This is a genomic window from Cupriavidus sp. 96C5-1 (genome assembly GCF_057798855.1).
The window spans coordinates 64,261-91,224 of sequence record NZ_JBYOJU010000002.1 but is presented as its reverse complement, the minus strand read 5'-3'; the positions used below and the strand labels follow the sequence as shown (position 1 = coordinate 91,224).

The 26,964-nt window shown below is 69.0% G+C and carries 22 protein-coding genes; 10 read left to right on the top strand and 12 right to left on the bottom strand.

What is annotated here, in order from left to right:
• Nucleotides 1-39: 39 nt before the first annotated feature.
• From AC3FOF_RS02985 to AC3FOF_RS02970, 4 genes are all read left to right on the top strand, one after another.
• Nucleotides 40-3,273: a bifunctional diguanylate cyclase/phosphodiesterase gene (locus AC3FOF_RS02985; protein WP_488725727.1), complete on the top strand. Its 3,234-nt coding sequence runs from the start codon at nt 40-42 to the stop codon at nt 3,271-3,273.
• A 151-nt stretch (nt 3,274-3,424) separates the two neighbouring features.
• Nucleotides 3,425-4,534: a putative 2-aminoethylphosphonate ABC transporter ATP-binding protein gene (locus tag AC3FOF_RS02980; RefSeq protein WP_276264727.1), complete on the top strand. Its 1,110-nt coding sequence runs from the start codon at nt 3,425-3,427 to the stop codon at nt 4,532-4,534.
• The gene (locus AC3FOF_RS02975; protein WP_488725726.1) at nt 4,531-6,285 is read left to right on the top strand and encodes a putative 2-aminoethylphosphonate ABC transporter permease subunit; all 1,755 of its coding nucleotides are present in this window, start codon (nt 4,531-4,533) and stop codon (nt 6,283-6,285) included. The genes AC3FOF_RS02980 and AC3FOF_RS02975 overlap by 4 nt, the downstream gene beginning before the upstream one ends.
• 52 nt (nt 6,286-6,337) lie before the next feature.
• Complete coding sequence (locus AC3FOF_RS02970; protein WP_017231256.1) at nt 6,338-7,357, top strand: putative 2-aminoethylphosphonate ABC transporter substrate-binding protein; 1,020 nt, start codon at nt 6,338-6,340, stop codon at nt 7,355-7,357.
• Between the two features lie 288 nt (nt 7,358-7,645).
• On the opposite strand, the gene AC3FOF_RS02965 is transcribed toward AC3FOF_RS02970, so the two are convergent.
• Nucleotides 7,646-7,963, bottom strand: coding sequence for a PadR family transcriptional regulator (locus tag AC3FOF_RS02965; protein WP_017231257.1), 318 nt, complete (start codon nt 7,961-7,963; stop codon nt 7,646-7,648).
• 368 nt (nt 7,964-8,331) lie between these two features.
• Here AC3FOF_RS02965 and AC3FOF_RS02960 point away from each other — a divergent pair, with 368 nt between their 5' ends.
• On the top strand, nt 8,332-9,258 hold the full coding sequence (locus tag AC3FOF_RS02960) for a DMT family transporter (protein WP_276264729.1): 927 nt from the start codon (nt 8,332-8,334) through the stop codon (nt 9,256-9,258).
• A gap of 46 nt (nt 9,259-9,304) precedes the next feature.
• Here the strand turns inward: AC3FOF_RS02960 and AC3FOF_RS02955 are convergent, their stop codons facing one another.
• From AC3FOF_RS02955 to AC3FOF_RS02935, 5 genes are all read right to left on the bottom strand, one after another.
• The gene (locus AC3FOF_RS02955) at nt 9,305-10,099 is read right to left on the bottom strand and encodes a MipA/OmpV family protein (RefSeq protein WP_488725725.1); all 795 of its coding nucleotides are present in this window, start codon (nt 10,097-10,099) and stop codon (nt 9,305-9,307) included.
• 121 nt (nt 10,100-10,220) lie between these two features.
• Complete coding sequence (locus tag AC3FOF_RS02950; protein ID WP_017224886.1) at nt 10,221-10,490, bottom strand: hypothetical protein; 270 nt, start codon at nt 10,488-10,490, stop codon at nt 10,221-10,223.
• Between the two features lie 92 nt (nt 10,491-10,582).
• Complete coding sequence (gene fur, locus AC3FOF_RS02945) at nt 10,583-11,029, bottom strand: ferric iron uptake transcriptional regulator (RefSeq protein WP_017224887.1); 447 nt, start codon at nt 11,027-11,029, stop codon at nt 10,583-10,585.
• 572 nt (nt 11,030-11,601) lie between these two features.
• Nucleotides 11,602-12,426 (bottom strand): alpha/beta fold hydrolase, encoded by an 825-nt coding sequence (locus AC3FOF_RS02940; RefSeq protein WP_017224888.1) that lies wholly within the window; start codon nt 12,424-12,426, stop codon nt 11,602-11,604.
• Nucleotides 12,427-12,520: 94 nt separating this feature from the next.
• Nucleotides 12,521-14,077 (bottom strand): methyl-accepting chemotaxis protein, encoded by a 1,557-nt coding sequence (locus AC3FOF_RS02935; protein ID WP_488725724.1) that lies wholly within the window; start codon nt 14,075-14,077, stop codon nt 12,521-12,523.
• 411 nt (nt 14,078-14,488) lie between these two features.
• On the opposite strand from AC3FOF_RS02935, the gene AC3FOF_RS02930 reads away from it, so the two are divergent.
• From AC3FOF_RS02930 to AC3FOF_RS02910, 5 genes are all read left to right on the top strand, one after another.
• Nucleotides 14,489-15,124 (top strand): PepSY-associated TM helix domain-containing protein, encoded by a 636-nt coding sequence (locus tag AC3FOF_RS02930; RefSeq protein WP_488725723.1) that lies wholly within the window; start codon nt 14,489-14,491, stop codon nt 15,122-15,124.
• Between the two features lie 112 nt (nt 15,125-15,236).
• Nucleotides 15,237-15,761 (top strand): DUF2271 domain-containing protein, encoded by a 525-nt coding sequence (locus AC3FOF_RS02925; protein ID WP_488725722.1) that lies wholly within the window; start codon nt 15,237-15,239, stop codon nt 15,759-15,761.
• Nucleotides 15,762-15,887: 126 nt separating this feature from the next.
• Nucleotides 15,888-16,712 (top strand): DUF4198 domain-containing protein, encoded by an 825-nt coding sequence (locus AC3FOF_RS02920; RefSeq protein ID WP_488725721.1) that lies wholly within the window; start codon nt 15,888-15,890, stop codon nt 16,710-16,712.
• Between the two features lie 124 nt (nt 16,713-16,836).
• Complete coding sequence (locus AC3FOF_RS02915; protein WP_488725720.1) at nt 16,837-17,844, top strand: FAD:protein FMN transferase; 1,008 nt, start codon at nt 16,837-16,839, stop codon at nt 17,842-17,844.
• Complete coding sequence (locus AC3FOF_RS02910) at nt 17,841-19,544, top strand: sulfite reductase subunit alpha (protein ID WP_488725719.1); 1,704 nt, start codon at nt 17,841-17,843, stop codon at nt 19,542-19,544. The genes AC3FOF_RS02915 and AC3FOF_RS02910 overlap by 4 nt, the downstream gene beginning before the upstream one ends.
• 56 nt (nt 19,545-19,600) lie before the next feature.
• Here AC3FOF_RS02910 and AC3FOF_RS02905 read toward each other — a convergent pair whose 3' ends face one another.
• The 6 genes from AC3FOF_RS02905 to AC3FOF_RS02880 form a co-directional block, all read right to left on the bottom strand.
• A complete protein-coding gene (locus AC3FOF_RS02905; RefSeq protein WP_488725718.1) occupies nt 19,601-21,721 on the bottom strand; it encodes an acetate--CoA ligase family protein in 2,121 nt (706 codons plus the stop codon).
• Nucleotides 21,722-21,793: 72 nt separating this feature from the next.
• Complete coding sequence (locus AC3FOF_RS02900; protein ID WP_276265273.1) at nt 21,794-22,153, bottom strand: Zn-ribbon domain-containing OB-fold protein; 360 nt, start codon at nt 22,151-22,153, stop codon at nt 21,794-21,796.
• 217 nt (nt 22,154-22,370) lie between these two features.
• On the bottom strand, nt 22,371-23,513 hold the full coding sequence (locus tag AC3FOF_RS02895; protein WP_488725717.1) for a thiolase family protein: 1,143 nt from the start codon (nt 23,511-23,513) through the stop codon (nt 22,371-22,373).
• A gap of 26 nt (nt 23,514-23,539) precedes the next feature.
• Nucleotides 23,540-24,793, bottom strand: a complete 1,254-nt coding sequence (locus AC3FOF_RS02890) for an ABC transporter substrate-binding protein (RefSeq protein ID WP_017225703.1) — start codon at nt 24,791-24,793, stop codon at nt 23,540-23,542.
• A 98-nt stretch (nt 24,794-24,891) separates the two neighbouring features.
• Nucleotides 24,892-25,944: a cyclase family protein gene (locus AC3FOF_RS02885; RefSeq protein WP_017225704.1), complete on the bottom strand. Its 1,053-nt coding sequence runs from the start codon at nt 25,942-25,944 to the stop codon at nt 24,892-24,894.
• A gap of 3 nt (nt 25,945-25,947) precedes the next feature.
• Nucleotides 25,948-26,823, bottom strand: coding sequence for an IclR family transcriptional regulator (locus AC3FOF_RS02880; protein WP_276265275.1), 876 nt, complete (start codon nt 26,821-26,823; stop codon nt 25,948-25,950).
• Nucleotides 26,824-26,964: the final 141 nt, after the last annotated feature.

The window sequence follows — 26,964 nt, the reverse complement described above, 5'->3', positions numbered from 1 at the left end:
GGCGCGGCCATCGAGGGCTCCTATCCGCACCCCTTATTCATGAAACTGCCCTCACTTTCGCCCGGTTTGCTGTCGTTGCTGGTCGCCGCCGCCGGCGTTCTCGCCACGGGCGGCGCCTGGCATAGCCTGCGCGGGCTGGAGCGGCAGGCGGCGCACGACGAGTTCGAGGCCTTGTTTTCGCCGGTCTTTACCGCGCTGCAATCCCGCCTGCAGGACAACGAACAATTGCTGCGCGGGACCTCCGGCCTGTTCGCAGCCGACCCCGGGGCTACCCGCGCGCAGTGGCGCAACTACCTGTACACCACGCAACTGGACGACCTGCCGCCCGGCACCAATGCCATCGGCTATGTGCGCCTGACTCCGCGCGGGGACGTCGACCGGCTGGTCGAATCGATGCACCGCGAGGGCCTGCCGGCCTTCGAGGTCTACCCGCGCGGCCAGCGCGAGCTGTACGCCCCCATCGTGTACGTGGAGCCGTTCGCCGGCCGCATCGCGCGCGTGCCTGGCTTCGATATCCTCACGGACCCCGCCCGGCGGGCCGCGGCCGAGGCTGCCCGCGACACTGGCGAGGCGCGGGTCACCAGCGCCCTCCAGCTGACCAGCGAGAGCGAAGCGCAGGCGTCCCAGCAGGGCGTCGTGCTGTACCTGCCGGTCTACGCCAACGGCTTGCCGCTGAATACCCTGGTCCAGCGCCAACAGGCCGTGACCGGCTATGTCTATACCTCCCTGCGGCTGGAAGACGTGCTGCGCAGCGTGAGCCTGCCGGCGGCTGGCGCCGCGTCGCTGACGCTCTACGACGGACGCGACGCGCGGCCCGGTGCTTTGCTGGCCGGTGATGCCGAGCCGGCGGATGCGGCGCCCGGCCCGGCGCGCGCGCCGTTGCTGAGGGCGGAGAGAGAACTGTGGTTCGGCGGCCGTGTCTGGACGCTGCATGCCGCCAGCACGCTGTCCTTCGAAGCGGCCCATCGCCCGCGGCGTGCCGCGCTGGCGCTGCTGGCCGGCGCGGTGGGCACGGGGCTGCTGGCGTGGCTGGCGCTGGTGCTGGCCCGCCAGCGGCGCCAGGCCTGGCGGCTCGCGGCACGGGTCCGGCATGCCCGGCAGACCGATGGTGCCTTGCAGCGCGCGGGCCTGGCCAGCGCCAGCGATGCCTTCCTGGTATGCGGCGCCGATGGCGGGATCCAGATCGCCGGTGCCGCCGCCTCGGCACTGTTCGGCAGGGCGCCCGACCAGTTCGCCGGCACGGCCATCGCCACCTTGCTGCCCGACGCTGCCACCCTGGTCGCGACGGGGCCGGAACGGCGGGCCGAAACCCGTGCCTGCAAGGCCGACGGCACGGTATTCCCCGTGCGCGTGGTGGCGACGCCAGTGCCTGCCGCCGGCCCCGGCCGGGTGCTGTGGGTGGTGACCGACCTGAGTGCCGTCCGCCGCGCCGAGCTTGCCGCGACAGAGGCGGCCGGGCGCAGCGCGCGCGTGCTCGACCATACCGCGCTGTGCGTCATCACTTTCGACCGCGACGGGATCGTGACCGATATCAACCGCGCTGGCCAGCGCATGCTCTGGTACCAGGCCAGCGAGGTGGCCGGGCGCATGCGCTATCTCGATTTCCTCGACCCCAGGGAAGTCGCGGCCCGCGCCGTGGCGCTGACCAGCGAGCTGGGCGAGCCGGTCGCGCCGGGGCTGCAGGCAGTGATCGGCAAGGCACGCCTGGGGCTGGCTGACGAGCAGGAGTGGACCTACGTCCGCAAGGGCGGCTCGGGCCTGCCGGTGCAGCTGACCCTGACCGCGCTGCCCGCTGCGCGTGCCGCAGCCGGCGCCGATGCAGCGGCGCCGGGCATGGGGGCTGCCGTTGCCGATGGCATGCCGGCCTCCGACGCGGGGGGCTATCTCGCCATCGCGCATGACCTGACCGAGCGCAAGCGCGCCGACGAGTACATCCGGCACCTGGCCCATCACGATGCGCTCACCGGCCTGCCCAACCGCGCCCAGCTCCACGCACGCACGGAGCTGGTGTTGCAGCGTGCGCTGCGCAAGGGTGAGCGCATCGCGCTGCTGCTGCTCGATCTCGACCAGTTCAAGCGCATCAACGAATCGCTCGGCCACCATATGGGCGATGAGGTGCTGCGCATCGTGGCGGACCGCCTCAAGGCGGCCGTGCGCCATGCCGACATGGTGGCCCGCATGGGCGGCGACGAGTTCGTGGTGGTGCTCGACGCGGTGAGCCAGGACAGCGAGGCCGAACTGGTCGCCGCCAAGATCCTGGAGCGCTTGTCCGAAGACCTGCAACTGGGCAGCCAGCGACTGCGCGTGACGCCGTCGATCGGCATGGCGATCTGCCCCGACGACGGCGACAACCTTGCCGACCTGCTCAAGAACGCCGATGCGGCCATGTACGCGGCCAAGCGCCGCGGCGGCGCGCAGCTCAGCCGCTTTTCCAGCGAGATGGCCGAGGCGTCGATGGCGCGTTTCACCATCGAGGGCCTGTTGCGCCGCGCGCTTGCCGCACAGGCATTCAAGCTGCGCTACCAGCCGATCGTCGATGCCGCCAGCTTGCGCATCGTCGGCGTGGAAGCGTTGATTCACTGGAACACGCCCGAGCGCGGCGTGATCCCGCCGGCCGAGTTCATCCCGATTGCCGAACAGAGCGGGCTGATCATGCCGCTGGGCGAATGGATCCTGGCCACGGCCTGCCGCGAGATCCAGCAATTGCGCGCCGAGCTTGGGCTCGAACTGGAGGTGGCGGTCAATATCTCGCCGCTGCAGTTGCGGCAGGCGGGCTTCCCCGCCATGGTCAAGCAGTGCCTGACGGCGGCCGGCCTGCCGGCGGGGAGCCTGACCATCGAGGTCACGGAAGGCATCCTGATCGAGGGCGGCAGCAAGACCATCGACACCTTCGAGCGCGTGCGCGCGCTGGGCGTGGGCCTGTCGATCGACGATTTCGGCACCGGCTACTCCGGGCTGAGCTACCTGACGCGGCTGCCGATCGACAAGCTGAAGATAGACAAATCCTTTGTCGATGATGTGGCGCACGATGAGCATGACCAGGCGGTGGCGGCCGCCATCATTACCCTTGGGCACCAGTTGCACCTGCAGGTGGTCGCCGAGGGCGTGGAATCGCCGGGGCAGTTCGCCTTCCTGCGCGAGCATGGCTGCGACGCGGTGCAGGGCTACCTGTTTTGCCAGGCGGTGCCCCTGAGCGGGCTGATGGAGATCTGCGCGGCAGGCGGGGAGGCGATCATGCACGCCGCGGCCCCGGTGCTGGCAGCCGGCCGCTAGCCGCCAGCCGCCGGGGCAGCGCGGGCCAAGCCCCGCCCGGCTATTCCCAAAACCGCCTATACCTGCATCGGGAATCTTTGCCCAACTGCCACACTGCTGGCATGCGCGGTCTCTATGCTGCCGGCTGTCATGGTGGCATAAAGGGTTGTTCATGCAAGCAGTCGAGGCCGCGTCGGGTCGTCCGTTCCTGGCGGTGGAGCAGGTCAGCAAGCGGTTTGGGGGAGCCGGCGGCTTCCAGGCGCTGGACGGCGTGTCGCTGTCGGTGGCGCAGGGCGAACTGCTGTGCCTGCTGGGCCCTTCGGGTTGCGGCAAGACCACTTTGCTGCGCATTATCGCCGGGCTCGAGCGCGAGGATGGCGGGCGCATCCATGCCGGTGGGCGCGAGCTGACCGGCCTGCCGCCGCAATCGCGCGACTACGGCATCCTGTTCCAGTCGTACGCGCTGTTCCCGAACCTGTCGGTGGCACAGAACGTGGCCTACGGCCTGCAGGGCCGCGGCATGGGACGCGCCCATCGCGAGGCGCGCATCGGCGAAATGCTGGCGCTGGTCGGGCTCACCGGCAGCGAGCGCAAGTATCCCGGGCAGCTCTCCGGCGGGCAGCAGCAGCGCGTGGCGCTGGCGCGCGCGCTGGCGCCGGCCCCTTCGCTGCTGCTGCTGGACGAGCCCATGTCGGCGCTCGATGCGCGGGTGCGCGAGCACCTGCGGCTGGAACTGCGCCAGCTGCAGCGTCGCCTGAATGTCACCACGGTGATGGTCACGCACGACCAGGAAGAAGCCATGGCGATGGCCGACCGCATCGCGGTGATGGAGGGCGGACGCATTGCCCAGACCGGCACGCCCGGCGAGATCTACGAACGCCCGGCCTCGGCCTTCGTCGCCGAATTCATCGGGCAGGCCAACTGGCTGGCGGGCCGCCTGAGCGGACGCGAGACCTTTACCGTGGGCGAGCTGGAACTGGCGGTATCGCCCGCTCGTGCCGGCACGGCCGCCGGCAATGCCGGGGGTGCGGCAAGGCTGTGCTGCCGTCCCGAGGCGGTCAGGCTGCATCCGGCCGAAGGCGAGCCCAACCGCCTGCTGGCGCGCATTGTCGATCAGACCTACCTGGGCAGCCGCTACCGGCTTTTGCTGGAGGCCGACCGCCTGCCGGGGCAGACGCTGTTCGCCGACGTGCTGCGCGAGGAGCGCCACCTGCTGCCGGCGCCGGGCAGCCACAAGTTCTGGGTGTCGCTGCCCAGCCAGGCCCTGCAGGTGTTCGCATGAGGCGCCTGCAGCCTGCGGTGGCGGCAGTGGCGCAGGCCGGCCGCGCCGCCGATGGGGGACGCTTCGCGCGCGGCGGCGCCAGCCTGCCGGAGCGGATCGCCCATGGCACGCCGGCCGCGATGAAATGGCTCTGGCTGGCCGGGCTGGCGGTGGCGCTGGTGCTGCCGCTGCTGGCATTGTTCGGACAAGCCTGGTTCGACGATGCCGGACACTGGGCCTTGCCTGCGCGCGTGGCCGAGCTGGCCGCCAATCCCAACTTCGTACCCTTGCTGGGGCGCAGCCTGGCGGTCTCGCTGACCGTGGCCGCACTGGTCGTGCCGCTGGCATTCGGCTTTGCCTATGCGCTGCAGCGCTCCCGTATCGCGCTCAAGCCGCTATGGCGGGGCATTGCCCTGCTGCCGCTGTTCGCGCCTTCGCTGCTGCCCGGTATCGCGCTGGTCTACCTGTTCGGCAACCAGGGCATATTCAAGGGCGCTTTTGGCGCGGGCGGCATCTATGGCTTCTGGGGCATTGTGCTGGGCGAGACCTTCTACACCTTTCCGCACGCGCTGATGGTGCTGATGGCCGCGCTGTCGCTGGCCGACGCGCGCCTGTACGAGGCGGCGCGCGCGATGGGTGCCTCGCCGTGGCGCACCTTCCTGACGGTGACGCTGCCGGGTGCCCGCCACGGCCTGTTCGGCGCGGCCTGCCTGGTGCTCACGCTGGTGGTGACGGATTTCGGTGTGCCCAAGGTGGTGGGGGGCGGCTATCCGGTGCTGGCACTGGAGGCCTACAAGGCGGTGGTCGGACAGCAGCAGTTCGCGCGCGGCGCCCTGATCGGCATGCTGCTGCTGTTGCCGGCCTTGCTGACCTTCGGCGTGGATATCGCCATGCAGCGGCGCCAGCGCGCACAGATGTCGAGCCGCTCGCAGGTGTACGTGCCGGGCCGCGATCCGCTGCGCGATGCGTTCTGCACGCTGGTGGTGCTGGCGATCGGCGCCGCCTTGCTGACCGTGCTGGCCGCGGCGGTGGGCGCTTCCCTGGTCAGGCTCTGGCCGTACAACCTGGAACTCACGCTGGCCCATTACGACTTCGACAATATGGACGGCGGCGGCTGGCTGGCCTACCGCAACAGCCTGCGCATGGCAGCCTTCACCGCGCTGGCCGGCACGCTGGCGATCTTTTTCGGCGCCTGGCTGACCGAGCGCACGCGCGGGCCGGCCTGGCTGCACGGCGTGCTGCGGGCAGGTTTTGTGCTGCCAATGGCGGTACCAGGGCTGGTGCTCGGGCTGGGCTACGTATTCTTCTTCAACGCGCCGTCCAATCCGCTGCACACCTTGTACGGCACCATGACCTTGCTGGTGCTCTGCAATGTGGCGCACTTCTACACCACCGGCCATCTCACCGCCGCCGCCGCGCTGCGCCAGCTCGATGCCGAATTCGAAGCCGCCGCGCTGTCGCTGGGCGTGGCGCCGCTGGTCACCTGCTGGCGCGTGACGGTGCCCATCTGCCTGCCGGCACTGATCGATATCTTCCGCTACCTGTTCGTCTCGGCCATGACCACGGTGTCCGCGGTGGTTTTCCTCTACAGCCCCGACACCGTGCTGGCCGCGATCTCCGTGCTGAACATGGACGACGCCGGCGATACCGCGCCTGCCGCGGCCATGTCCACGCTGATCCTGCTGACCTCGGCGCTGGCCTGCCTGCTGCTGCTGGGCGCCGCGCGCGGCTGGCTGGGCCGCACGCAAGCCTGGCGCGCCCCGCAAGGCTGACACCTGCCCCGATATTCGCCCGACATCAAGACACGCTTCCCAAGGAGAAACCATGCCTTACCTGTTCCGTACCGCCACTGCCGTGGCCGCCTTCGCGCTGCTGGCCGGCGCAGCCCATGCCAACACCGTGCTGACGGTCTACACCGCGCTCGAAGCCGACCAGATCGCCGCCTACAAAGCCGCCTTCGAAAAGGCCAACCCGGATATCGAGATCAAGTGGGTGCGCGACTCCACCGGCATCGTGACCGCCAAGCTGCTGGCGGAGAAGGCCGCGCCGCGCGCCGACGTGGTGTGGGGCCTGGCCGGCTCGAGCCTCGCGATTCTCGACAAGGAAGGCATGCTGCAGCCGTACGCGCCGAAGAACCTGGCCGCGGTGGATGCGCAATACCGCAGCGCCGCCAACCCGCCGGCCTGGGTCGGCATGGATGTGTGGGGCGCGGCGATCTGCTTCAACACCATCGAGGCACAGAAGCAGGGTTTGCCCAAGCCGGCCTCCTGGGCCGACCTGACCAAGCCGGTCTACGCCGGCAAGATCGTCATGCCGCATCCGGCTTCGTCCGGCACCGGCTACCTGGACGTAAGCGCCTGGCTGCAGATGATGGGCGAGCAGAAGGGCTGGTCCTATATGGATGCCCTGCACAAGAATATCGGCCTGTATACGCACTCGGGCTCCAAGCCTTGCAAGATGGCGGCGCAGGGCGAATTCCCGATCGGCATCGCGTTCGAGTACCGTGCCATGAAGTCCAAGAAGGAAGGCGCGCCGATCGACATCGTGCTGCCGTCCGAAGGGCTGGGCTGGGACATCGAGGCGACTGCCATCGTCAAGGGCACCAGGAATCTGGAAGCGGCACGCAGGCTGGCGGATTTCTCCGCCTCCCACGAAGCCATGGCGCTGTACGAGAAGAACTTCGCGGTGCTGGCCATCCCGGGCATCGCCAAGCCGGATGCCCTGCTGCCGGCCGATTACGAGAAGCGCCTGATCAAGAACGATTTCAACTGGGCCAGCACCAATCGCGACCGCATCCTGGCCGAGTGGAGCAAGCGGTACGAAGGCAAGGCTGAGAAGAAGTAAGCCAGCAAGGCTGGCCCCGCGTCAGCCGGCAGGCTCGGGCAGGTGGCGTCACAGCGCACTGCCTCTCCGGGCCCTGCCATTGATGCGAAGCATGTTGGTCCACGCAGAAACGGGTACGCTATTCGCCGCATGAAGTGTTGCGGCTCGGCTGCCCGTGCCGGGGGGCACATTGCATGGGGATGGCGTGGCGGGAATGGCGCTGGCGGGGCAGCGTGCACGGCCGGGCTGCGCGGGCGTGCACCGGGGCATGAGCGATGGCGGCCGGCGTGTCGGCCGCGCCGCGGGCGATCAGCCGTGGGAGGTTTCGGAAGAATCGTTGCGCGAGTGCAGCCGGCGATACAAGTCGTCGACGTGGCTGCGGCTGTTGCGCAGTTCTTCCCGTCCGCGTTCCGTGATCAGGTAGACACGGCCGATGCCGTCGCGCAGCACGCTTTCAATGTAGCCTTCCATCTGCAAGGCGCGCAGCAAGGGGCGGACGGACCCAATATCCACCTGGAAGCCGTATTCCATCAACATCTCGGCGAGCATGGCCACCGTGGCCGGCACCTCGACGGCGAATTGAAGGACGTAGATACGGGCGAGCAAGCCAAGGAACTGTCGTTTCATGTCGCTGCAAACGCGGCATCTCCCATTGCGGTTGACGTTGTTTTATAGTTGTGCTTTGCGCGCCGCAAAAAAAGAAGCCACCACGTGAGTGGCGGCTTGTCGGGAATGCGTCGGAGGGGTCAATTAACTCTGGCGCAGATCAGATTTTAAAATAATTCAATACGGATTGTCACGCGCCTCATGTACCACCCCCTCCTTAAGTGGGGCGAGCACATTGCCATCACGCAACGCCAAGTGACCGGTGGGTACGTTGAGGCATAGCCACAGGCCAGGGATATGTCCGAAACCAGCTTGCGGCCCTTCCCGAGCCGGGGTCTAATCCGGGCACTCTCCCTTGCCGCATCTTGTGCCTTTCCGCCCCCGCCGCCATGAGACCCACCGATCTGATCCGCTTGCTTAGTCTTGCCGCCATCTGGGGCGCCAGCTTCCTGTTCCTGCGGATCGGCGCGCCGGTACTTGGGCCGTTTGCCACGGCATTTCTGCGCGTGCTGATCGGCGCCGCGACGCTGGCCGGCTGCCTGGCGCTGATGCGCGTGCGCTGGGATATGCGGGGTAAATGGCGGCAGGTCATGGCACTGGGCGTGATCAACTCGGGCATCCCCTTTGCCATGTACTCGTTTGCGGCGTTGTGGCTGCCGGCCGGCTACTCCGCGGTGTTCAATGCGATGACGCCACTGATGGGCGTGCTGATCGGCGCGCTGTGCTTCGGCGAGCGGCTGACGCTGGCCAAGGCTGGCGGCGTGGTGCTTGGCGTCGCGGGTGTGGCGGTGCTGACCCGCACCGGGCCGGTGGCGTTTTCGCCGCAGGTGCTGCTCGGCGCCGGGGCCTGCCTGGTGGCCACGGCCTGCTATGGCCTCGCTGGCTTTCTGGCGCGGCGCTGGATTACCGCGCAGGGCGGGCTGGACAGCCGCCTGGTGGCGGCCGGCAGCATGTTTGGCGCCACGCTGTTCCTGCTGCCGTTCTGCGCGGTCGCACTGGCGCGCGAGAACACGCTGCCGGCTGCCGGACCCGGTGTCTGGATGGCGATGCTGGCGGTGGGCATGCTTTGCACGGCCATCGCTTACATCCTGTACTACCGGCTGATCGCGGACCTGGGCCCGGTGCGCTCGCTGACCGTGACGTTCCTGATTCCGCCGTTCGGCATCGTATGGGGCGCGCTCTTCCTCGGCGAGCAGCTTTCGTGGGCGCATGCCGCCGGCGGGGCGCTGATCGGCATGGCGGTCTGGCTGGTGCTGCGGCCCGCCGCGCCGACCCCAACCGGGACCGCGCCAGCGCCCAGGCCGGGCCGGCCCTGAGGACGGGTACGGCGCCTGGTGCCTTGTGCTTGCGCCAGGCGCGCTCCTAGCGGAAGCGGTAGGTCAACGCCCCCATGGTGGTCCACTGCTGGCGCCGCTCGGTGATCGGGCTGCTGGCAGCGTCGCCCCGCAGGCGGGCAAAGGTCACCGAGGCCAGCGCCGACCAGTTGCGCGAGATCTCGTAGGTGACGATGCCGTTCGCGTGCCATTCGCGCAGACCAGCCTGCACGGCATGCGTCGGCAGGCCCGAGCGGGCGCTCTGGTCCGCCGTGACGCCAAAGAAGGTCTGCATGTACTTGCCGTTGGTCCACGTCATCCCCGGCCCCAATGTGAACAGCCACTTGCCCGCGGGCAGGCTGAACAGCACATCGCCGTTGGCGATCAGGCCCTGCCCCTGGCCGCCGATATCCTGCGCCACATCCGCCGAGAAGGTCACGAACGACACCTGCGCCTGCGCGAACGCCCGCGCCCGCACCGTCATATTGACATCGCCCAGGCCTGTCAGCCGGTGGTCGTCCTTGCTCCTGCGCCAGGTCGGGTCGAGCTGGAAATCCGCGCCGACCTGCCAGATATCGTTGTTGACGGCGTAGACCCCAAGGAAATCGAAGCCACGCGAGAAGAAACGGCCGCCGTAGTCGATGTCCTGGTAGGGGATCGGGTAGACCAGCGACTTCCGGGAGCCGGGGAAGTTCGGCGCGACGTAGACGCCGGGGCCTGCGGAGATTTTCCAGTTGCTGGCGGGGGCCGTGGCCTGGACATCGGTCTCGGCCCATGCGGCTGTGGCGCCGAGGCAGAGGGCGACGGCCAGGAGCGCGCGGCGTGGAACGGAGGGGATGGGCATGAGGTAGGCGCGGAGGCGGTCTGTGGGCCGCGCTGCGCGCGGGCAAGGGCGGATTTTAGCCGGATGTGGCCGGTGTGGCACTGCCCGCGCCGGGGGTGTGTTTTCTCCCCCACGGTCACTGTCACCCCAGCGGCCCCGCCGCAACCAGCCCCTCCACATTAAACTGCTCCCTGACCATCACAACCACCCGGCGGGCCAGCGGCAAACTCCCGACCGCCTCCTCCTCGCTGCGCTCAGGAAAATCCACCTCGGCGCTCCAGTTGCAGCCGGTATGGTCGGGCCGGTGCACGCACACGGCCCGCAACTGGCAATCCTGGCATCCGGGCTGCTCGCGCAGCCAGGTGCTCAGCAGGCGCTTGAGTTCAGGCAGGGGTTTGATCTGTCGCGGCATGACGGACTCCGGTTGCGCACCGGCATCCGCGGCGAGCGGGGCCGGGCAAGGCCGAGGTTCCGGGAGAGCAGGCAGGGGAACCGATGGCCGGTTTAGTTGATTGCCTTGTCGGCCCGGCATGCCGGGCAAAGGCCGTACAGGACAAGCATGTGTTCGCGCAGCACGAAGGCGTTGGCGGTGGCCACTTCGCGCTGGCGCGCCTCGATGGCTTCGTCGCGGAATTCTTCCACGCGACCGCAGGACACGCAGATCAGGTGGTCGTGGTGGCCGCCCTCGTTCAGCTCGAACACGGCATGGTCCGATTCGAAGCTGTGCCGCAGCAGGATGTTGGCTTGCACCAGTTGGTTGAGCACGCGGTAGATGGTGGACAGGCCGGCATCCACTTCCTGCGTCAGCAGGGCACGGTAGACATCTTCGGCGCTCAGGTGCCGCCGCTGGCTGGCACGGAAGACTTCCAGCACGCGCACGCGTGGCGAGGTTGCCTTGAGTCCGGCGCGCTTGAGGTCAATGGGATCGGTACTGTCGGAAGGCATCAGCATGCTACGGCTTGGCGCCCGGGCAGGGCGCATCGATCGGAAATGACGGTGCTCCGGCCGGCCGCGCCGCCCACACGCTTCGCGCGGACGTCTGCTTTCCGGGCCGCAGGAATGCAGCGGGCGGCTTCCAGGCCGGAAGGCCGCCCGCTGATGCAAGCCGTGCTGGCACGACTCGCGGAATAAAAAAATGGCTTGGCTTGTCGGCCGAAGAGGCGATCGGGAAAGCGGGGTCTGGTTGCTTTCCCGATCCTCCGGTGACTGGCTACTGCCAAACGCTCCGCGGTACGGAGCGGTCCCCACAAAAGACGGTGATGGATGCCGCATTGCGACACCGCAAATTCCTGGTTGCCGCGGACCTGCCGCTGGCCTTGCTGGTATTGCCGTGTTCCGGTGTCTGGCGCCGTGCTTGTTCTGCTTGCCGCGCGTCAGACAGTGAAGCTATGGTAAATGGGAATTAATCTCATTACAAGAAGAATTTGCATCTTGTTTTGGGAGAGTGCGAGAGTTTCTGGGCGACCCATCGCGGACGGTCACCCTGGCGAGGCGTGAAGGTCAGCGCCCCAGTCCCGACCGGCCTATCCCTGGCGGCCAGGGCAGCGATCGATGAATCCCGCGAGCAGGCCCGTGATGTCCGCCGGTTGCTCCAGGCTCGGCAGATGGGCGGCGCCGGTCAACGCATGGCCCGACCCGTTCGACATCACAGTTGCAATATGACGAGATCGTTCTTGAATGTGGGGAAAGTCGAGGTCACCCCAAATCACAAGCGATGGCACCGATATCTCGCCCAAACGATGGAAGGCGGGCGCGACATCAAGGTCCGACCCGGTCGGCGGCGAGCGGAGCGCAATGGCGTTCATGTCGAGGAACAGCCGGCGAGCCTGACCCACGACACGACCCTCCGGCTCCAGTGGACCGTCTAGCCAAAGGCGAGCTTTAATCGCGTTCACCTGATCCAGATCGCCGGCCGCTTCGGCTTCCTTCAGCCGGGCCAGCAGGCCCTTGATTTCAGGCGGATAGATCGCCTCGGGCGCGCCGCTCACGGTGGGCGCAATGAGAACCAGGGCACGGACACAGGATGGATGCCAAAGCGCCGCGTCGAGCGCGATTCGCCCACCCTGCGAGCATCCAACAAGGATCGCAGGCGTGCCGTTCGCCGTGGCGTCAATCACCGCCATCAGGTCGGCGACGGCAGAAAAGTCCTCCTTTTCCGCGCGGGTCTTGCCAAAGCCCCGCCGATCGTAGGCGATGGCCTTATGGTTAGCGCCGACGCCATCCAGTTGCGCGCGCCACATGCGGCTATCGCAGACGCTGGCGTGCAGAAAGACGACAGGATCGCCACTGCCGACGACTTCCGCGGCCAGCGTGGCGCGGCCGGACGCAATTCGATGATTGGAAGGCATGGTTCATCCTGGCCGGTGCTGGGGAGGTGGCCAATGTTAGCGCGAAGAGCCCAGGCCTGCGCCAACTACGGCTCTTCACTGCACCGTGCCGGCCTCAGGCGCCTGCCAGCCGGAACGTGCCGACCGCGCGGTGCAGCGCGTCTGCCTGGTCCTCGAGCGAAGCCGCGGCCGCTGCTGCCTGTTCCACCAGCGCGGCGTTCTGCTGCGCCATCTGGTCCATCTGCGTGACGGCCTGGTTGACCTGCTCGATGCCGCCGGTCTGTTCCTCGGTGGCGGCCCGCATCTCGCCCATCAGGTCGGTGACGCGTTTGACGGCTTCCACGATCTCATCCATGGCCTGGCCCGCGGTTTCCACCAGTGCCGCGCCGTCGTCCACGCGCTGCGCGGAATTGCCGATCAGCTCCTTGATCTCCTTGGCGGCGGTGGCGCTGCGCTGGGCCAGGCTGCGCACCTCGCCGGCCACCACGGCGAAGCCGCGGCCCTGGTCGCCGGCGCGCGCTGCTTCCACCGCGGCGTTGAGCGCCAGGATATTGGTCTGGAAGGCGATGCCTTCGATCACGCCGATGATGTCCACCACCTTGCTCGAGGCCGCTTTGATCTCGCCCATGGTGTTGACCACTTTGCCGACAATGGCGCCGCCTCGCACCGCGATTTCCGAGGCGCCTTCGGCCAGGCGGCTGGCCTGGCGGGCGTTATCGGCACTCTGGCGCACGGTGCCGGTGAGCTGCTCCATGCTGGCCGCGGTCTGCTCCAGCGACGCGGCCTGCTCCTCGCTGCGGCGCGACAGGTCGGAATTCCCGGCGGCAATCTCCCTTGCCGCGTTGGCGATCGAATCGGCCGAGCCGCGAATGCTGCCAATCGCGCCGGTCAGCCGGTTCTGCATCTGTTGCATGGCGAACAGCACGCTGTGGCGGTCTCCGGGGGCGGTGTCCACCTGGCTGGCGAGGTCGCCTTCGGCAATGCGCGCGGCGATCCGCGAAGTCAGCGCCGGCTCACCGCCAAGCTGTTTGTGCAGCCCGTTGGCAATGCGCAGTACCACCACGGTCATCACTGTGCCGATGCCCAGCAGCAGGGCCAGGGACTTGAACAGCGCCTGGCGGAAGGCTGCGTCGATATCGTCCAGGTAGACGCCTGCGATGAAATTCCAGTCCCAGGGCTTGAAGTTCGCCACGTAGCTCAGCTTGGGCTGCGGCACCTCGGAACCGGGCTTGGCCCACATGTAATGCACATAGCCTTGTCCCACGCCCTTGCCGATGGCGGCGATATCGCGGAACAGAAAGGTGCCGTTGGGGTCCTTCATGGTTTCCATGTTCTTGCCGTTCATCTCCGGCTTGAAGGGGTGCATCACTACCACGGCATCCGAACGCATCAGCGTGAAATAACCGTCGTCGCCGAAGCGCATGGCGCGCACGCGCTCCAGCGCCTGCTGCCTGGCTTCGTCCATCGGCAGCTTGCCGCTGCGGCCCAGCGCCTCGTAATCCTTCGCGACCGACAGCGCGGTCTCGGTGACGTGGGCGAGGTCCAGCTTGCGCTCCTCCAGCCTCAGCTCGCGCATCTGCCAGGCATCCCACATCGTCAGTCCGAGCAGGCAGACCCAGCTCAGGAGCAGTGGCAACAACAATTTCTTCCTCAGGCTCAGACGCTCCAGCATTCTTTCTCCCCCGGTTTTCTAGGTATCGATTCAAGGCGCTTCTGATGCGATAACGGCGGCGGATAAGACAAACTTGACGGTGCGGCGCTAGGGGATTTCCTCAGGTTCGGCAAGGGTTGCAGGGCAACGGGCCCGTGCGTGCGCGGTACCGCACAATACATTTGCCGATCTGACGGGTGCTGCTCGCGGTGTCCGTTTGTAATGCGAAGTAACAGCCACCGTGGCAGCCGGCATTGCGATTTCAAATGAGAACCATTATCCTTTCGCTTTATTTGCCGAACCGCTCGCCTGGTACAGGTGGCGCAGCGACAGCGCAGACCAGGCAAGCCGACGAGTGAGGCGACCGGATAGCGGGCTGCCGGGAGCCACAGGCCCCGCCAGGCCAGGCGAGCGGGCGCCGGAATAACCACCATGACCGAAATATCGCTGGGGGCCGGCCAACAACGCCGGGCCTTCTGGCTCAAGCACCTGCACCAATGGCACTGGATCAGTTCGGCGCTTTGCCTGATTGGCATGCTGCTGTTTGCCGTCACCGGATTCACGCTTAACCACGCCGGCCAGATCGAGGCTCGCCCGCAAGTGGCCACGCGCACCGCCACCGCGCCGGCCAGCCTGACGGCCGCGTTGCGGCAGGCCGCGCACGGGGAGAAAGGCCCGGTGCCGGTTGCCCTGGCCGACTGGCTCGCGCGGGAACTCGATATCGATGCCGCCGGCCGCGAAGCCGAGTGGTCGGGCGACGAGATCTATGTCTCGCTGCCGCGCCCGGGTGGCGACGCCTGGGTCAGCCTGGCGCTGGACAGCGGCGAAGTGCAGTACGAGAAGACCACGCGCGGCTGGGTCTCGTACCTGAACGACCTGCACAAGGGCCGCAATACCGGCCGCGCCTGGAGCCTGTTTCTCGATGTGTTCGCGGTCGCCTGCCTGATCTTCAGCATCACCGGGCTGTTCCTGCTCAAGCTGCACGCCGGTGGCCGCATGGCGACCTGGCCGCTGGTCGGGCTGGGACTGGTGGCGCCCCTGCTGCTGGCGCTGCTGTTCATTCATTGAAGCGCCACCGGTGCCGGCCGCCTTGGGCGTGCCTTGCAGCGCCCGCGAACACATTTGCCGGTCACACCCGGTTTCCAGTCCACAGTTAGCAGCTTACAAACGAGGTCTTGCTATGCGCCGATTGCTTACCGTCACTCTTACCGGCATGGCTGCCGTTCCCTTCGCCAGCCCGGCGGTGGCGGCCGAAATGAACGTCAAGGTCGAGATTCCCCGGCTGAGCGTCGCCGAATACCACCGCCCCTATGTCTCGATGTGGGTCGAGCGCGCGGACCAGAGTCCGGCCGGCACGCTGGCGGTCTGGTATGACGTCAAGCACAAGGACGGCGAAGGCACCAAGTGGCTCAAGGACATGCGCCAGTGGTGGCGCAAGGCCGGGCGCGATATGCAGATGCCCGCCGACGGCGTTTCCGGCGCCACGCGCGCACCCGGAGAGCACACGCTCACTTTCACCGATGCCAGGACGCAGCTGGGCAAGCTGCCCGCGGGCGACTACCAGCTGGTGGTGGAAGCCGCCCGCGAGGTTGGCGGGCGCGAACTGCTGCGCGTGCCCTTCGCGTGGCCGCCGAAGGCAGCGGCTTCGGCCAAGGCAAGAGGCGAGCACGAGCTGGGCGGCGTGACGGTCGACCTGAAGCCCTGAGCCCGGCCCGACAGCCAAGCCCCAATAGCCAGAACCCAGAGAGAACCCAGAGCCTTTGACGGATCGAACTCCTGGACGGCCCCGCGCCGTCCCCGGTCCGGCCCCGCATTCCTTAGGAGCATGACGATGAAGACTTTCGCCACCAAACTCTCCATCCAGGCCGCCGCGCTGGCCCTGGCCGCGCTGGTGCCGCTGGCTGCCCACGCGCACCGCCAGTGGCTGCTGCCGTCGGCCACCGTGCTGTCGGGCAGCGACCCGTGGGTGACCGTCGACGCCGCCGTGTCGAACGACCTGTTCTACTTCGAGCACGTGCCGTTGCGGCTGGACAACCTCGCCGTGACCGCGCCGGACGGCGCCGCGGCCAAGGTAGAGAACGCGAGCACCGGCCGCTATCGCAGCACCTTCGACGTGCACCTGACCCAGCCCGGCACCTATAAGGTGGCCGTGGTCAATCATGGATTGTTCGCCAGCTACAAGGAAAACGGCCAGGCCAAGCGCTGGCGCGGTTCTCCCGAAGCCTTCGCCAAGGAAGTGCCGGCCGGCGCGCAGGACCTGCAGGTGACGCAGGCCGACAGCCGCCTGGAAGCCTTCGTCACGGCCGGCAAGCCGACCGCCAAGGTGCTGCAGACCACCGGCCGCGGGCTGGAGCTGGCGCCGGTCACGCACCCGAACGACCTGGTTGCCGGCGACGCCGCCAGCTTCCGCCTGCTGCTCGACGGCAAGCCCGCCGGCAACGTCAAGGTTGCCGTGGTGCCGGGCGGCATCCGCTACCGCGACCAGTTGCAGGAGCTGTCGTTCACCACCGACGCTGATGGCAAGTTCAGCGTCAAGTGGCCGGCCCCGGGCATGTACTGGATGGAAGCCGAGGTGCGCGACGACAAGGTCGCGATCAAGGAAGCCAAGACGCGCCGCGCGAGCTACGCCGCCACGGTGGAAGTGCTGCCGCAGTAAGCACGCTTCATCGCAGGCCGGCCGCCGGGCGCAAGTCCGGCGGCCGGTGCAGGCATCAAGGCCCCAAGCGGGCTTTTTGTGTTTTCGCCGCTATCGTTTTAGTCGCTTTACCAGGTTCACCCGCATGCAGCGTGTCCTCATTCCTCTCTCGCTTGGCTCTGCCCCGCCCGTGCCTGCCGCGGGGGCGCAGCTGTGCCGGCGGCATGGCGAGACCATGGGCACGACGTGGTCGGCGGCCTGGGTCATGCCGCCAGGAGGGACCGGCGAAGACGCGCTCGATGCCGGCATCCGCGCCGTGCTGGCCGGCGTGATCGCGCAGATGAGCAACTGGGACGAAAGCTCCGACCTCAGCCGCTTCAACCGCGCCGCGCCGGACAGCTGGCAGGTGTTGCCGCCGGACTGCTTCGCGGTGTTGCAGGCCGCATTGCAAGTGGCGCGCGACAGCGGCGGGGCCTACGATCCCAGCGCCGGGCCGCTGGTCGACCTATGGGGCTTTGGCCCGGCGCCGCGCCGCGATGCGGCGCCGGCGCTGGCCGAGATCGAACATGCCCGCGCCCTGTGCGGGTGGCAGCGCATCGTGCTCGACGAAGCCGCGGGCCGCGCGCGGCAGCCCGGCGGCGTCCGGCTGGATTTCTGCGCCATCGCCAAGGGCTTCGGGGTGGACGCGGTGTCGCGCTACCTGAGCGGGCAGGGCATCGCCAGCCACCTTGTCGAGGTCGGCGGCGAGCTGCGCGGCCACGGTGTGAAGCCCGATGGCCTGCCCTGGTGGGTGGCGCTGGAAAGCCCGCCCGGCACGAGCCCGGCCATGCAGGACACGCTGGTCGCACTGCACGGCCTGTCGGTGGCCACCTCCGGCGACTACCGGCGCTATTTCGATAGCGGCGGCCGCCGCTATGCCCATACCCTGGACCCGCGCACCGGTTATCCTGCCAGCCACGCGCTGGCCTCGGTCACGGTGCTGCACCCGCAATGCATGCTGGCCGATGCGTATTCCACCGCGCTGACCGTGCTGGGGCCGGAAGCCGGCATGGTGTTCGCCCGCCGGCACGCGCTGGCGGCGCGTTTCCTGATCCGCCATAGCAACGGCTTCGAGGAACGCCTGTCACCCGCCTTCGAGGCCATGCTCTCATGAACCCGCCAGATACGGCCTCCTCCCTTTCGCTGGACGCGCCCGACGCCGGCAGCGGCACGGCCGGCGCGCGTGCGCAGCCTCACGCAAGCCACGCCGGCAAGCGCATCCGCGTGATCGACGCGGTGATCGCGCTCGGCGCGCTGGCGGGCCTGGCCGGGGTGGCGCTGGCTTTCCTGGCCCCGAGTCGCGGCGGCATGGCCGCCGGCGTGGCGATCGCCTACGCCGGGTTCTGCACGGCGGTGATCGGCCGGCATCGCCGGCGCCATGCCCGCGCAGGCTCGCTGGCGCAGGCCACGGCGGGCGCTACGCTGGTGGCCTATGCCAGCCAGAGCGGGTTTGCCGAGCAGCTCGCACTGCAGACCGCGCAGGCGCTGCGGGATGCCGGCGAGCCCACGCAGTTGTTGTCCTTCGCCGATCTGGAAGCCGGCTGTCTTGGCCACTGCCGCCAGGCGCTGTTCGTCGTCAGCACCACCGGCGAGGGCGACGCGCCCGATAGCGCATCGGGCTTTGCGCGCCGGTTGACGGCAGCGGCGGGCCCGGGGGGCCTGCGCGCGCTGCGCTACGGCATGCTTGCGGTCGGCGACCGCAGCTACGCCAACTTCTGCGCCTTCGGCCACACGCTGTCGGCATGGCTGCAGCGCCAGCACGCGCAGCCGCTCTTCGATATGGTGGAGGTCGACAACGGCGACGCCGGCGCGCTGCGCCACTGGCAGAACCACCTCAGCGCGCTCAGCGGCGGCGCCGAGATCGCCGACTGGGAAAAGCCGCGCTATGCCGACTGGCTGCTGCACGAGCGCCGCCTGCTCAACCCCGGCAGCCCGGGCTCGCCGGCTTTCCACCTGGCGCTGGTGCCGGCCGCCGGGAGCGTGCCGGCATGGCAGGCCGGAGACATTGCCGAGATCGGCCCGCGCCACGCACCGGCCGAGGTGGAGCGCATGCTGGCCATGCTTTCGCTCGATGGCGGCACGCCGGTGCGCTGCGATGGGGTGGCCACCACGCTGGCGCAAGCGCTCGCCACCCGCATCGTCCTGCCCGACGCGCATCTCGCCGCGCTGGCCGGCGTGGCGCCGCAGCGCCTGGCGGACACCTTGCCGCCGCTGCCGCATCGCGAGTATTCGATCGCCTCGTTGCCGGAAGACGGGCGGCTGGAATTGCTGGTGCGCCAGGCGCGCCACGGCGACGGCCGCCTCGGCCTGGCATCCGGCTGGCTGACCGCGCACGCGGAGCCGGGCGCGGCCATCGCCCTGCGCATCCGCGCCAATCGCGCCTTCCATCCGCCTGCCGACGATCGCCCGCTGATCCTGATCGGCAACGGCACCGGGCTGGCTGGGCTGCGCGCGCATCTCAAGGCGCGCGCGGCGGCCGGCCGCTATCGCAACTGGCTGCTGTTCGGCGAGCGCACCGCGCAGCACGATGCCTTCCACGGCGACGAGCTCGCGGCGTGGCAGGCGCAGGGCGTGCTGCAGAGGCTGGATCTGGTCTTCTCGCGCGATGGCGGCGCGCTGCGCTATGTGCAGGACGCCGTGCATGCGTCGGCCGGTGCCTTGCGCGAGTGGGTCGCGGCCGGCGCGGCCATCTATGTCTGCGGCAGCCTGCAGGGCATGGCTGCCGGCGTCAACGCGGCGCTGTCCGAGGTGCTGGGCGAAGAGGCGCTGCTGCGGCTGGGCGAGCAGGGCAGGTACCGGCGCGATGTCTATTGATGCATGATGCATGAGGCAGCGGTGCCGCGCTGCCCCATGCATGGCCAACGCCCGCTTCAGGCCGGTGGCGCGGCTGCCGCCATCTCCATCAGCGCATCCACCACCATCGCGCCGCCCGCGCTCACCATCACCGGGTTGAGGTCGATCGAGCGCAGTGCGCCGCCGGCCTCGTGCATCAGCGCGCCCACGCGCACCGCGATCCGGCACAGCGCCGCCACATCCACGGCCGGCTCGCCGCGCACGCCTGCCAGCAGCGGCGCAATGCGCAGGCCCGCAATGGCGCGCGCCACCGCGGCCTCGCTGCACGGCGCCAGCAGCATGGCCGTGTCGCGCAGCACTTCCACGTACTTGCCGCCGTCGCCCACCAGCACCACCGGCCCGAACACCGGGTCCCAGTGCGCGCCCACCATGCATTCGCGCTGGCCGCGCTCCATGCGCGCCACCACTACGCCTTCGCAGGTGGCGCCGAGCTTTTCCAGGATACCGGTCTGCTGCAGGAAGGCTTGTGCCACCGCATGCTCGTCGTTGCAGTTCAGCGCCACCAGGCCATGCTCGCTCTTGTGGGGCACCTGCGGCGAGCTGGCCTTGACCGCGACCGGTCCCTTCAACTCGCGCCATGCCGCTACCGCCTCGTCCACGGTATGGCACAGCTTGTGCGGCACCACCGGCATGCCGGCCGAGGCCAGGCGTGCCAGGCTCGCGGCCTCGCTCAGCGTGTGGCCGGCCGTGTTCGCTGCCGCGTGCGCGGCGTTGCGCGCCGGTGGCCGGTGTGCCGCCACCAGCGTGTCTTCGGCTGCCACGTCGCGCAGCAGTTGCTGGTGCGCGGCCAGTTGGGCGAAGGCGGCCAGCGCATCGGCCGCGCTCGCGTAGGTGGGCACCCCGGCGGCGCGGAAAGCCGCCGCCACCGGAGGCTGCCAGGCCGCTACCGCGATCGGTTTGCCGGCGCTGTCGGCAAAGCCGGCGGCGTCGCGGGCGAAACGCGGCAGGTCGTAGCCCATGCCGGCCACCGGGATATCCAGCAGCAGCAGGTCGGCGGCGGGGTCCGCCGCCACCACGGGCAGCACCTCGCCGAACAGGCCGCTGTTGGTCAGCAGCGCGGCGGTGACGTCGACCGGATTCGCGGTGGCGGCAAAGCCGGGCAGGCGTTCGGCCAGCGCTGCCTGCGTGGCCTGCGCCAGCGGCGCCAGCGCCAGGCCGAGCGGTTCGGCGGCGTCAGCGGCCATGACGCAGCTGGCGCCGGAATTGCTGACCACCACCAGCCGCTGCCCGCTGGCCTGCCAGCCACGCAGGTAGAGCGGCGCGCAACGCGCCAGCGCATGGGCATCGTCCACGCGCCAGATGCCATGGCGCGCCAGGAAGGCGCCCACCGCGCGGTCTTCGTTGGCGATGGCGCCGGTATGCGAGGCCGCCGCGCGTTGCCCGGCGCTGGAGCGGCCCGCCTTTACCGCCACCATCGGCACGCCGCGCCGGCGTGCCACCGCGGCGGCTTCGGCCAGCACCGCGGGGTCGGTCAGGCTTTCGAGATAGAGCAGGATCAGCTGCACGTCGGGATCATGCGCCACGGCCAGCGCCAGTTCGCTGACCGTGATGTCGGCCTCGTTACCGGTCGCATGCATGTGCCGCACGCCGATGCCCTGTCCGCGCAGCAGGCCGTAGACCATGGCGCTGACGCCGCCGCTCTGGCTCACCACGGCCACCGGGCCATCCTGCGGCGGCACTTCGATAAACATGGTGGAGAAGCTGGCAATGGTGCCGGTGCCGAAGTTGGCCAGGCCCTGGCTGTTGGGCCCGACCAGGCGTAGCCCGGCGCCGGCCGCGGCGCGCACCATCTCGTCCTGCTGGCGGCGCCCCTCTTCGCCCGCTTCGCCGAAGCCCGAGGCGATCACGATGGCGGCGGCCACGCCAAGGCGCGCGCAGTCGCGCACCGCCGACACCGCCGCCTCGCCGCTCACCACGACGATGGCAAGCTCCGGCACCTCGGGCAGCGCGTCGAGCGAGGCGTAGGCGGGCAGGCCCTGGATGGTGCTGCGCTGAGGGTTCACCGGATAGAGCTTGCCGGCGTAGCCGTGCTCGCGCATGTAGTGGATGGGCCGGCCGCCGATCTTGTGGATATGGTCGGAGGCGCCGATCACCGCGATCGAGCGCGGCGCCAGCAAGGCTTGCAGGGTCTGGTTCATGATGAGTGCGATCCGGAAGCAGGGTCGGGGGCACGGGTTGCCCCGTTGTCTGACGCGAGTGGAGCGATCCGGCTACTCGCGCTGGAAACGCAGCAGCGTGCGCTCGCCGTGGCGCAGGAAGCCCGCGCGCACACGTTCGCCGATCGTCACGCCGGGCTCGGCATGCGCCATCACGCGCGGGCCTTCATCCAGCGTGGCGAGCACCAGCGTGTACGGCGCCAGCGCGCGGAACGCCTCGGTTGGCGCGCGCGCGACTTCGGTGACGGCATGGATGATGGCGCGGCCGCCGGCGTCGCGCCAGGCCAGCCGCGTACTGCCGCACGCGCGGCACGCATGGCGCTGCAGCGGCTGCCAGGCATGGCAATCCTCGCAAGACTGGTAACGCACCACGCCGGCGTCGAGGCCTGCCTGGTAGGGATGTGCGGTACTCATGGCAGTGTCCTCGGCGAAGGCGCAATGCGTAGCGCTGGCGTGCTCCCCTCTTCCGCTTGCGGGAGTCCCCGGCGCGCAGGACGCGCCGGCTTGCACGCCAGGAACCGAGGCGCCCTCGGGTCACTATTGCTACAGCAATGCCTTGAAACTGATGAATCCAACGACTTGGAAGAGGTTCCTGGGCAGGGGAGCAAGGCGGTGGCCGGTGTGGATCGTCTCATGCCGCCTCCAGCACCAGGCTTACGTGTGAGGAGAGCACCCCCCCATCCGCATGAAATAGCGCACGCCTGCGCGCAGGCAGCTGGCGCGTGCCCGCTCTCCCTGCGAGCTGCCGGGCGGCCTCCGCCAGATGCATCAGCCCGCCCGCCACCCCCGAGTGGCCGAAAGCGAGCAGGCCGCCATGCGTATTGAGCGGCAGCGCGCCATCGCGCCCGAAGTCCCCGGCCGCGAGCCGCGCCGGCGAAGCGCCGCGCCCGGCCAGGCCAAGCTCCTCGAGCAGCATCGCCAGCGTGATGGTGAAGGAGTCGTAGATGGCAAGGTAGTCGATCTGCGCCACCGTGTTGCCGGCCTCCGCCAGCGCGCGCCTCGCAGCATCGGCGGCGCCCGTGGCCAGCACGCTGTCCAGCGTGCACAGGTGCTGGTGGCGATGCGCCTGGCCCGCGCCCGTGATGCGCACCGGCGTGCCGCTGCCGGGCTCGGCGGAAATCACCACCGCCACCGCGCCATCGGAGATCGGGCAGCAATCCGATAGCCTTAGTGGCGTGGCGATGGGCTTGGCGGCGCGTGCCGCGTCCAGCGTCATGGGCTCGCGCAGATGCGCATCGGGGTGCCCTGCCGCGTGCTCGCGCATCAGCACCGCGAAGCCGCTGAGCGCGTCGGCGTGCATGCCGGTCTCGGCCAGGTAGCGCGATGCCAGCAGCGCGTAATACGCCGGCACCGACGCACCGTTGGGCACTTCCATGTCCGGCTCGCCGACCTGGGCCAGCGTCTGGATGGACTGGTCGCGGCTCTGCCCGGAGAGGCGGTTTTCGCCAGCCACCACCAGCACGTTGCGGCAACGGCCTGCGCGCACCAGTTCGCGCGCCAGCATGGCCATCACGCCGCCGGTGGCGCCGCCCGACGCCACGCCGTGCGCATAGGCGGGATCGAGCGAGGCGTACTCGCAGAAGCGCGTGGCCAGCATCAGGTGGGGCAGCGTGGTGGCGTAGCCGCACAGCACGCCGTCGATGTCGGCGCGGGCCAGGCCCGCGTCGGCCAGCGCCGCGTCGGTGGCGGCCGCCATCAGGGTCAGCGGCGTGCTGCCCTCGATGCGGCCGAAGCGCGTATTGCCCGCGCCGCGCAGGTAAGCTGCGTTCTGCATATGGCCCCTATCAGCACGCCGGCTTGTCAGCGTTTCAGCAGCGGGCACTGCGACTTCGACACCGGCATGAAGGCCTGGTCGCCGGGGATGGTGGCCAGCAGCTTGTAGTAGTCCCACGGATACTTCGATTCGGCCGGCGTCTTGACCTCGAACAGGTACATGTCGTGGATCATGCGGCCGTCTTCGCGGATGCGGCCGTTTTTCGCGAAGAAGTCGTTGATCGGCATTGCCTTCATCTGCTTCATGACGGCCCCGGTCTCGTCGGTGCCCGCCGCCTGGATCGCCTTCAGGTAATGCATCACCGAGGAGTAGGTGCCGGCCTGGCTCATGTTGGGCATCTTCTTGAGCTTCTCGAAGTAGCGGCGCGACCAGGCGCGGGTGGCGTCGTTCATGTCCCAGTAGAAGCCCTCGGTCAGCAGCAGCCCGGACGCGGTCTTCAGGCCGATGGCGTGGATGTCGTTGATATACAGCAGCAAGCCCGCCATGCGCTGGCTGCCGTTCCTGGTCAGGCCGAATTCGCTGGCCGCCTTGATGGCGTTGACGGCATCGCCGCCGGCGTTGGCCAGGCCCACCACCTGTGCCTTGCTGGCCTGCGCCTGCAGCAGGTAGGAGGCGAAATCGCTGGCGCCGATGGGGTGGCGCGCCGCGCCCAGCACCTTGCCGCCGGTCTCGTTGATCACCGTGGTGGCCGATTCCTGCAGCGTGTGGCCGAAGGCGTAGTCCGCGGTCAGGAAGAACCAGGTCTTGCCGCCGCGCTGCACCACCGCGCGCGCGGTGGAGTTGGCCAGCGCGTAGGTGTCGTACGCATAGTGGACGGAAACCGGCGTGCACAGGTCGTTGGTGATGCGCTCCGTGCCGGGGCCGGAGAACACCACGATGCGGTTCTTCTGCTTGGCGACTTCCAGCACCGCCAGCGCGGGCGCCGACGCGGCCACGTCGAGGATGGCGTCCACATGGCCGGTATCGAACCATTCGCGTGCCTTGCTGGCGGCGATGTCGGCCTTGTTCTGGTGATCGGCCACCACCAGCTCGATCTTCTTGCCCAGCACCTTGCCGCCGAAGTCGTCGATGGCCATCTGCGCGGCGGTGGCGCTGCCGCGCCCGGTCACGTCGGCGTACAGGCCGCTCATGTCGAGGATCAGGCCGATCTTGACCTCGTCGTCGGAAATGCCGCCTGGCTTGGCCGCCTGGGCGTTGGCCAGGCCGGCACCGCACAGCAGCGCGGCAGCCAGGGCCAGCGCACCCAGCGGGCGGCGCAGCAGCGAATGGGTTCGGTTCATCGTGGTCTCCTCCAGCGTGGCCTCTCGGGCCTGCTCTCTTTGTGGTACTTGGGCGGAACAGCGGGGCGAAACAGCGGGAACGGCGCGGTGCCGCTTCGCTAAACGGTGGCGATCGGCGTGGTGGGCGATCCCACCGCGCCCGGCAGCCGCAGCGGCGGCGCCGTCAGCATGAAGCGCGAGCGCTGGTTGGCACGCAGCCACTGCGCCAGTTCCTTCAGGTACCACAGCTCGCCCAGCGGCAGGCCGAGCTTGAACAGGCAGTGGTGATGCAGCGGCAGCAGCGGATGGTTGTGGCCGGCGGGCGCTGGCCGCGCGGGATAGCGCTCCACCGCGTAATTGTCGGCGATCAGCGCGGCGATGCCGGCATCGGTGATCCAGTTCAGGAGCTTGTCGTCGCGGCCGTCCAGCGCGCAGCAGGTGTGATGCAGCACCGTCTCGTCCGGCTCGCGCTGCATCGACAGCACCACTTCGGCAAAACCGGTACGCAGCAACAGCATGTCGCCGGGCTCCACCTCGATGCGGTCGGCTTCCAGCACGCGCATCAGGTCGTCATAACCCACATTGCGGAAGTCCTGGCCGAAGGCATGCGCCAGGTCGACCAGCACGCCGCGCCCCTGCATGCCCTTCACCGCAAAATTCTCGATGCCGAGCGCGCGCGCCTCGCTGTGGTCGTGGCCGCAGGCATGGGCAGCGAAGTGGTCGTCTTCCGCATAGTCCACCGGGCCGACGATATGCTCGTTGGCGCGATAGCCGTTGTAGTAGACGCGCTCGGGGCGGCCATCGCCGTCGGCGTCGAACAGCGCGCCGACGTGGGCCAGCGAGTCCCATTGCGTGGAGTATTGCAGCGAGAGCAGCACCTGGTCGTCGCTGATCACGTCGGTGGCGGCAGGATCGACCTTGGCCAGCGGGAAGTTCACATAGGGGATGTCGTCGCGGAAGGTGGGCCGCAGCACCGGCGGATGCCGGCGCGGGTTCAGCTTGTTGCCGCCGGGGTAGTCGAGCGGCAGCGACAGGCAGAACGACAGCCCGGCCTGGATCTCGCGCGCGCCCCTGAGGACTTGCTCCGCGCCGATCAGGTTGACGCGGCCAAGCTGGTCGTCGGGGCCGAAATCGCCCCAGTTGGAACCCTGCGGTCGTTGCTTCCAGCGCATGTTCTATGCCTCCGGTGATGGGTTGGGGGTGGCGGCGGAGGTCTTCCGCGTTGCTGCCGTCGTCGGCGCCGTTGCCGGCATCGAGGGCTGCGCGCCATGGCGGCGCCGGGCCGCAGCGGCATGCGCCGCCGGCGGTGTCCATGCCGCACAGATGGTCTCGGCTTCGCGCCGCAGCGCGCGCGCCAGGGCGGGCTCGCGTTCGGTGATCCGTTCGTTGAGCGCGGCGATGCTGATGGCGCCGAGCGGATAACCGTCCGGGTCCGGCAGCGCCACGGCGATGCCGCCCATGCGCTCCACCACCACATCGAGCAGCACCGCATAGCCGCGCGCGCGGGTGGCCTCCACTTCGCGCAGCAGCAGGGCGTGGTCGATGCGCGGATAGCGCTTGAGCGCGGGCGCGATGCAGCGCAATGTGGCTTCCACCTCGGCATCGGGCAGCGCCGCCAGCAGCGCCAGGCTGCCCGCGCCCACGCCCAGCGGCCGCCGGCTGCCGACGTCGAGATAATTGGCGCGGATCGGGAACGTGCCGGGGCGCAGTTCCAGGCAGACCGATTCCCAGCCGCTCGGCACCGACAGGATGGCGGTGTCCTCGAAGGCATGGGCAAGCCGGATCAGCGCGGGACGCACGATGGCGCGCGGGTCGATGCGGCGCACGCTGGCCGCGCGCAGCGCCAGCCATTCGGGGCCCAGCGTGAAGGCCTTGGTATCGGGATCGCGCTCGATAAAGCCCTCCGTTGCCAGCGTGTCCAGCAGGCGCAGCGCCGACGCCTTGTCCACGCCGGCCGCGCCGGCCAGGTCGGTCAGGCGCGTATTGCGCGCGTCCGAGAGCGCGCGCAGCAGCCTGCAGGCCTTCTGGAGGGAGGTAGTCGGGACCGTCACTCGCGCGCACTCCGGGGTGGGCAGGTTTCGGAGAGTGAAACCGTTGTCGAGGTTATAGACCTATGAGTAAGGCTCGTCATTCTGCGGTGCATCAAAGTTTTGCCTGATGAAATTCCAGGCCGGGCACGCCAGGCGGGCGCC

Excerpts from the sequence above, each read along its gene's own strand:
- AC3FOF_RS02985 (WP_488725727.1), top strand. The coding sequence starts at position 40 with ATGAAACTGCCCTCACTTTCGCCCGGTTTGCTGTCGTTGCTGGTCGCC.
- AC3FOF_RS02980 (WP_276264727.1), top strand. The coding sequence starts at position 3,425 with ATGCAAGCAGTCGAGGCCGCGTCGGGTCGTCCGTTCCTGGCGGTGGAG.
- AC3FOF_RS02975 (WP_488725726.1), top strand. The coding sequence starts at position 4,531 with ATGAGGCGCCTGCAGCCTGCGGTGGCGGCAGTGGCGCAGGCCGGCCGC.
- AC3FOF_RS02970 (WP_017231256.1), top strand. The coding sequence starts at position 6,338 with ATGCCTTACCTGTTCCGTACCGCCACTGCCGTGGCCGCCTTCGCGCTG.
- AC3FOF_RS02965 (WP_017231257.1), bottom strand. The coding sequence starts at position 7,963 with ATGAAACGACAGTTCCTTGGCTTGCTCGCCCGTATCTACGTCCTTCAA.
- AC3FOF_RS02960 (WP_276264729.1), top strand. The coding sequence starts at position 8,332 with ATGAGACCCACCGATCTGATCCGCTTGCTTAGTCTTGCCGCCATCTGG.
- AC3FOF_RS02955 (WP_488725725.1), bottom strand. The coding sequence starts at position 10,099 with ATGCCCATCCCCTCCGTTCCACGCCGCGCGCTCCTGGCCGTCGCCCTC.
- AC3FOF_RS02950 (WP_017224886.1), bottom strand. The coding sequence starts at position 10,490 with ATGCCGCGACAGATCAAACCCCTGCCTGAACTCAAGCGCCTGCTGAGC.
- fur (WP_017224887.1), bottom strand. The coding sequence starts at position 11,029 with ATGCTGATGCCTTCCGACAGTACCGATCCCATTGACCTCAAGCGCGCC.
- AC3FOF_RS02940 (WP_017224888.1), bottom strand. The coding sequence starts at position 12,426 with ATGCCTTCCAATCATCGAATTGCGTCCGGCCGCGCCACGCTGGCCGCG.
- AC3FOF_RS02935 (WP_488725724.1), bottom strand. The coding sequence starts at position 14,077 with ATGCTGGAGCGTCTGAGCCTGAGGAAGAAATTGTTGTTGCCACTGCTC.
- AC3FOF_RS02930 (WP_488725723.1), top strand. The coding sequence starts at position 14,489 with ATGACCGAAATATCGCTGGGGGCCGGCCAACAACGCCGGGCCTTCTGG.
- AC3FOF_RS02925 (WP_488725722.1), top strand. The coding sequence starts at position 15,237 with ATGCGCCGATTGCTTACCGTCACTCTTACCGGCATGGCTGCCGTTCCC.
- AC3FOF_RS02920 (WP_488725721.1), top strand. The coding sequence starts at position 15,888 with ATGAAGACTTTCGCCACCAAACTCTCCATCCAGGCCGCCGCGCTGGCC.
- AC3FOF_RS02915 (WP_488725720.1), top strand. The coding sequence starts at position 16,837 with ATGCAGCGTGTCCTCATTCCTCTCTCGCTTGGCTCTGCCCCGCCCGTG.
- AC3FOF_RS02910 (WP_488725719.1), top strand. The coding sequence starts at position 17,841 with ATGAACCCGCCAGATACGGCCTCCTCCCTTTCGCTGGACGCGCCCGAC.
- AC3FOF_RS02905 (WP_488725718.1), bottom strand. The coding sequence starts at position 21,721 with ATGAACCAGACCCTGCAAGCCTTGCTGGCGCCGCGCTCGATCGCGGTG.
- AC3FOF_RS02900 (WP_276265273.1), bottom strand. The coding sequence starts at position 22,153 with ATGAGTACCGCACATCCCTACCAGGCAGGCCTCGACGCCGGCGTGGTG.
- AC3FOF_RS02895 (WP_488725717.1), bottom strand. The coding sequence starts at position 23,513 with ATGCAGAACGCAGCTTACCTGCGCGGCGCGGGCAATACGCGCTTCGGC.
- AC3FOF_RS02890 (WP_017225703.1), bottom strand. The coding sequence starts at position 24,793 with ATGAACCGAACCCATTCGCTGCTGCGCCGCCCGCTGGGTGCGCTGGCC.
- AC3FOF_RS02885 (WP_017225704.1), bottom strand. The coding sequence starts at position 25,944 with ATGCGCTGGAAGCAACGACCGCAGGGTTCCAACTGGGGCGATTTCGGC.